The following is a 5,385-nucleotide window of genomic DNA, read 5'->3' as shown; positions in this document are numbered from 1 at the left end:
CGTTCGCGCAGCCGCAGGCAGCGCATGCGGGCCAGGCCCCGGCCGCACCGGCCGGCCTGGCGGCTGCGCCGTCGTCCGATCCGAAGTTCTACTTCGTGGACGCGGTGGTGCTGCCCAGCGGCTATGTCACGCCGGCCAAGCCCGCGCCGCACGGTACGGTGCCGCTGGCGGGCCAGGGGCAGCACCCGCCGTTCGACGTGCACGCCATCCGGCGCGACTTTCCCGTGCTGTCCGAGCGCGTGAACGGCCGCCAGCTGGTGTGGTTCGACAACGCGGCCACCACGCACAAGCCGAAGGCGGTGATCGACCGCATCAGCCACTTCTACGCGCACGAGAACTCGAACATCCACCGCGCGGCGCATGAACTAGCCGCCCGCGCCACGGACGCCTACGAAGGCGCCCGCCAGCGCGTGAAGACGTTCATCAACGCGCCCGACGTGAACGAGGTGATCTTCGTGCGCGGCACCACCGAGGCCATCAACCTGGTGGCCAAGAGCTGGGGCGGCCAGCACGTGGGCGAGGGCGACGAGATCATCGTCAGCCATCTGGAGCACCACGCCAACATCGTGCCCTGGCAGCAGCTCGCTGCCGCCAAGGGGGCGAGGCTGCGCGTGATTCCGGTGGACGACTCGGGCCAGGTGCTGCTCGATGAATACCAGAAGCTCCTGAACGACCGCACCAAGATCGTCGCCGTCACGCAGGTCTCCAACGCGCTGGGCACCGTGGTGCCGGTCAAGGAGATCGTGGCGCTGGCCCACCGTGCGGGCGCGAAGGCGCTGGTCGATGGCGCGCAGTCGGTCTCGCACATGCGGGTGGACGTGCAGGACATCGGCGCGGACTTCTTCGTGTTCTCGGGCCACAAGGTGTTCGGGCCGACCGGCATCGGCGTGGTCTGGGGCAAGCGCGAAGTGCTCGAAGACATGCCCCCGTGGCAGGGTGGCGGCAACATGATTGCCGACGTGACGTTCGAGAAGACCGTGTTCCAGCCGATCCCGAACAAGTTCGAGGCCGGCACGGGCAACATCGCCGACGCGGTGGGCCTGGGCGCGGCGATCGACTACGTGAACCGCGTGGGCATCGAGAACATCGCGCGCTACGAGCACGAGCTGCTGGTGTACGGCATGCAGCAGTTGCGCGCCATCCTGGGCGTGCGGCTGATCGGCACGGCCGACGACAAGGCCAGCGTGATGTCGTTCGTGCTGGCCGGCTACTCGACCGAGGAAGTGGGCAAGGCGCTGAACGACGAAGGCATCGCCGTGCGCACCGGACACCACTGCGCGCAGCCCATCCTGCGGCGATTCGGCGTGGAGACCACCGTGCGGCCGTCGCTCGCGTTCTACAACACGTTCGACGAGATCGACCGGCTGGTGCATGTGGTGCGCCGCCTCGCCGGCCAGCGCCGCGCCGGGTAGGACAAGCGCGCGTTTGCGCCAGACCCCGCACCCCCGGATGCTGCGCTGCAGCGCCGGGGGTGTTTAGCTTGAAAAGGGCGCCAGCGCAATCAATAGTAGGGCATATAGCTACAAAAATAATAGCAAATGGCGTTTTGGCGTTCCTCGAAAGCGGGCCCTGAAGGCGCCGCGCGCAGCGCTGGAACGCCGCAGGCCGTGTCTATCATGGCCCGTTGCGGCCCCGCGCCGTCCCGTCTTTTGGCTGTTTCACAAGGAGTGCTCATGGACCAATACCAGATCGCCGTCATCGTCGGCAGTCTCCGCAAGGACTCGTTCAACCGCAAGCTGGCCACGGCGCTGGCCCGGCTCGCACCGCCGGACTTCCACTTCACGCAGCTGCGCATCGACGACCTGCCGCTGTACAACCAGGACGACGACGCCCATCCGGCTCCCGCCGTGCTGCGCCTGAAGACCGAGATCGCCCAGTCGCAGGGCCTGCTGTTCGTCACGCCCGAATACAACCGGTCGATTCCCGGCGTGCTCAAGAACGCGCTGGACCACGCATCCCGCCCCTATGGGCAGAGCGCCTGGGGCGGCAAGCCGGCCGGCGTGATCGGGGTATCGATCGGCGCCATCGGCACGGCCATGGCCCAGCAGCACCTGCGCAACGTGCTGGCCTACCTCGACGTGCCCACGCTGGGCCAGCCCGAAGCCTTCGTTCAGGCCAAGGATGGCCTGTTCGATGACGACGGCAACATCGGCGAGGCCAGCCGCCAGTTCCTGCAGGGCTGGGTCGAGAAGTACGTGGCCTGGGTCAAGCAGCACGCCAAGCTCTGACCAGCCGCTGGTTTTCAGCGCCTCCAGTCCGGCCGCCACGCCATGGGCGGCCGGACTTTTTTATTTGCCTTTCGTGTTTTTTATTGCTAAAGTCAATCAATTGTTTGATGAAGGCAAATGAAAATGGCGTCAGATCCCCAGGTCGCTCCCGCGCCTGTGCCCGTCCCCGCGGCCGCGGTCAAGGCGCTTCGGCAGTTCAACCGGTTCTTCACGCGCCGCATCGGCGTGCTCGACGCCTATCTGGGCAGCGACCTGTCCCTGACCGACGTGCGCGTGCTCTACGAGCTGGCCCACCGCACCGAGTCCGTCGCCACCGACATCGCCAGGGACCTGGGCCTGGACGCCGGCTATCTGAGCCGCATCCTGCGCCGGTTCGAGAAGGCCGGCTGGCTGGAGCGCCGCCCGGGCGCAAAGGATGCGCGCCAGAGCCTGCTGCGCCTGACCGACGCCGGACACGCCGCGTTCGCCCCGATGCAGCAGCGCTCGCGCGACGAGGCGGCGGCGATCCTGGCGCGCTTGTCGCCCACGCAGCAGGCCGACGCGCTGGCCGCCATGCAGCGCCTGGAGACGCTGCTGTCTCCCGAGCCGCCCAGCCGCCCCCGCCTCGTGGTGCTGCGCGACCCGGTGCCCGGTGACATGGGCTGGGTGGTGCAGATGCATGGCGAAATCTACTGGCGCGAATACGGCTGGAACCAGGCGTTCGAGGCCATGGTGGCCGAGATCGCCGCGCGATTCGTGCGCGAATTCCGGCCCGGATTCGACCGGTGCTGGATCGCCGAGGTCGACGGCGAACGCATGGGGGCGGCCTTCGTGGTGCGCGAGTCCGACACCACCGCCCGGCTGCGCATGCTGATCCTGGCGCCCCAGGCGCGGGGCATGGGACTGGGCGGCCGGCTGGTGGACGAGTGCATCGCCTTCGCGCGGGGCCAGGGCTACGCGGAGATGACGCTGTGGACCAACAGCTGCCTGGCCGCGGCCCGCCACCTGTATGCGCAGCGCGGCTTCACGCTCGTGGCCTCGGAACCCTACACCGCCTACGGCCAGTCCCTGGTGGGCGAGACCTGGACGCGTGCGCTATAGGCGCCTTGCGGCGCACGCAAAAAAGCCGGCGCAAGGCCGGCTTTCTGGTGACTGCGCAGTTGTCCTGTGGATCAGGCGGCTTCGGCCACGGCTTCCTGGCGGGATTGCGCCACGTGTGCCCGGATGTCGGAATCCGCGCTGTCCAGGGCCTTGGACTTGGCGTCCGGTCCCATGGCCACGCCTTCGGCGCGCACGAAGCGCACGTCGGTGATGCCGAAGAAGGCGAACACGGTCTGCAGGTAGCTCTCCTGGTGTTCCATGGCGCGGCCGGCATCGCTCGTCGAATACACACCGCCGCGGCTGGAGGCGACGATCACCGTCTTGCCCTTGGCCAGGCCCTGCGGGCCAGCGGCGGTGTAGGTGAACGTGCGGCCCGGCTGGGCGATGCGGTCGATCCAGGCCTTGAGCTGCGTGGGAATGCCGAAGTTGTAGAGCGGCGCGCCGACCACGATCACATCGGCCGCCAGGAACTGGCTCACCAGCTGTTCGGACACGGCGTTTTCACGGCGCTGTGTTTCACTCAGGCCTTCGGTCTGGCCGGTGCGCGGCGCCATGGCCTCCATCGTGAAATGGGCCGGCGCCTGGGCGACCAGGTCCAGGTGCTGCACTTGCGTGCCGGGATGGGCTTCGACCCACGCCGCCACGGTGCGGGCGGTGAGTTGGCGCGAGACGGACTGGTCGCCGGTGATGGCGGAATCAATGTGCAGCAGTTGCATGGAAGGTTCTCCTCAGGATGGGGGCCGCACCCGGTGTGCAGCGTTGGATAGATTGTGCAGATGAGCGCATTGATTGATAAGTCGGCCCGTTTGCGATAGATTGTTCTACGGGTGGAACAATCTGCGAGGGATGACGGTGCAAGATCTCAACGACATGCTGTATTTCGCCGAGGTGGTCGAGCGCGGCGGGTTCGCCGCCGCGGGCCGGGCGCTCGGCATCCCCAAGTCGCGCCTGTCGCGCCGCGTCTCCGATCTGGAAGCACACCTGGGCGTGCGGCTGCTGCAGCGCACCACGCGCAAGCTGTCGCTCACCGAGGTGGGCGAGGCCTATCTGCGCCACTGCCAGGCCATGCGCGAATCGGCGCAGGCGGCGGCCGACACGGTGGCCCACGTCCAGGCCGAGCCGCGCGGCACGATCCGCGTGGTGTGCCCCGTCACGATCGCACAGACCCTGCTCGGCGACATGATGCCGGTGTTCATGGCGCGGTATCCGCTCGTGCGGGTGGAGATCCAGGTGAGCAACCGCGTGGTCAACCTGGTGGAGGAGGGGGTCGACGTGGCGCTGCGCGTGCGGGCCAAGCTGGACGACAGCGGCAGCATGGTCATCAAGCGGCTGGGCGAGGGCGACCTGTTGCTGGTCGCCAGCCCCGCGCAGCTGGCGCGCCAGGGCACACCGCACACGCTGGAGGAACTGTCACGCATGGACAGCATCGCCATGTCCGCCGCCGACGGCCGTGCTTCGCTGCGGCTGGTGGGCCCCGGAGGGCAGGAGGCCGTGTGGCAGCACAGCCCGCGCTATGTGGCCGACGACCTGCTCACGCTCAAGTTGGCCGCGCAGGGCGGCGTGGGCATCTGCTGGCTGCCCGACTACATGTGCCAGGACGAGCTGCGCAGTGGCCGGCTGGTGCATCTGCTGCCTGACTGGGCCCCGGAGCGCGGTGTGATGCACGCGGTGTTCCCCTCCCGCCGCGGCCTGACGCCCGCGGTCCGGCGGTTTCTGGACTTTCTGGGCGAGACGCTGCAAGGCGCGACGACGGCGGCGCCGGCATCCGATACCGAGGGCCTTGGCAGCGCGGCATCGATCACTTCTTAAGATCAATTCGCGATTAATTCAAAAGAATATATTCGTTTGGGTTTTAAGGGCGGAATCGCAGAATGGGCCGCATCCACCGTTGAGGAGCCTGTTCCATGGCCACTGCACTGTCGTTCCGCACCTCCTGTGGGGTTCGAATCCTTACCTTGTTCCATCCCCTGGCCACCGTGCCCCGCCGGCCATGAGCAGCAGCGCACCCACGTCTTCGTCCGCATCCGGGCGGCCGGTCGGCCGGCTCGACGGCGCAGCGCCGCAGGCGGCCCCGCCC

General features: G+C 68.0%; 5 protein-coding genes. 4 read left to right on the top strand and 1 reads right to left on the bottom strand.

What is annotated here, in order from left to right:
• The 3 genes from AC27IQ_RS18410 to AC27IQ_RS18400 all read left to right on the top strand — a co-directional run.
• A partial coding sequence (locus tag AC27IQ_RS18410) for a family 2A encapsulin nanocompartment cargo protein cysteine desulfurase (protein ID WP_487090324.1) occupies positions 1–1,412 on the top strand: 1,412 nt, incomplete at its 5' end.
• Between the two features lie 261 nt (positions 1,413–1,673).
• Positions 1,674–2,228, top strand: a complete 555-nt coding sequence (locus tag AC27IQ_RS18405; protein WP_284412884.1) for an NADPH-dependent FMN reductase — start codon at positions 1,674–1,676, stop codon at positions 2,226–2,228.
• Between the two features lie 117 nt (positions 2,229–2,345).
• Complete coding sequence (locus AC27IQ_RS18400) at positions 2,346–3,308, top strand: bifunctional helix-turn-helix transcriptional regulator/GNAT family N-acetyltransferase (RefSeq protein ID WP_487090323.1); 963 nt, start codon at positions 2,346–2,348, stop codon at positions 3,306–3,308.
• A gap of 71 nt (positions 3,309–3,379) precedes the next feature.
• On the opposite strand, the gene AC27IQ_RS18395 is transcribed toward AC27IQ_RS18400, so the two are convergent.
• Complete coding sequence (locus AC27IQ_RS18395; protein ID WP_487090322.1) at positions 3,380–4,024, bottom strand: FMN-dependent NADH-azoreductase; 645 nt, start codon at positions 4,022–4,024, stop codon at positions 3,380–3,382.
• A 136-nt stretch (positions 4,025–4,160) separates the two neighbouring features.
• Here AC27IQ_RS18395 and AC27IQ_RS18390 point away from each other — a divergent pair, with 136 nt between their 5' ends.
• Positions 4,161–5,117 carry a LysR substrate-binding domain-containing protein gene (locus AC27IQ_RS18390; RefSeq protein WP_487090325.1) on the top strand — a complete coding sequence of 319 codons (957 nt, stop codon included), beginning with the start codon at positions 4,161–4,163 and terminating at the stop codon, positions 5,115–5,117.
• Positions 5,118–5,385 lie beyond the last annotated feature (268 nt).

It is taken from the genome of Acidovorax sp. KPB24-07 (genome assembly GCF_057543315.1).
Note: the sequence above shows the minus strand (reverse complement) of the source record. Positions and strands in the feature narration are given on the sequence as shown.

What these genes read in the sequence shown, in the direction of transcription:
- AC27IQ_RS18395 (WP_487090322.1), bottom strand. Translation starts at nt 4,024, where the DNA reads ATGCAACTGCTGCACATTGATTCCGCCATCACCGGCGACCAGTCCGTC.
- AC27IQ_RS18400 (WP_487090323.1), top strand. Translation starts at nt 2,346, where the DNA reads ATGAAAATGGCGTCAGATCCCCAGGTCGCTCCCGCGCCTGTGCCCGTC.
- AC27IQ_RS18405 (WP_284412884.1), top strand. Translation starts at nt 1,674, where the DNA reads ATGGACCAATACCAGATCGCCGTCATCGTCGGCAGTCTCCGCAAGGAC.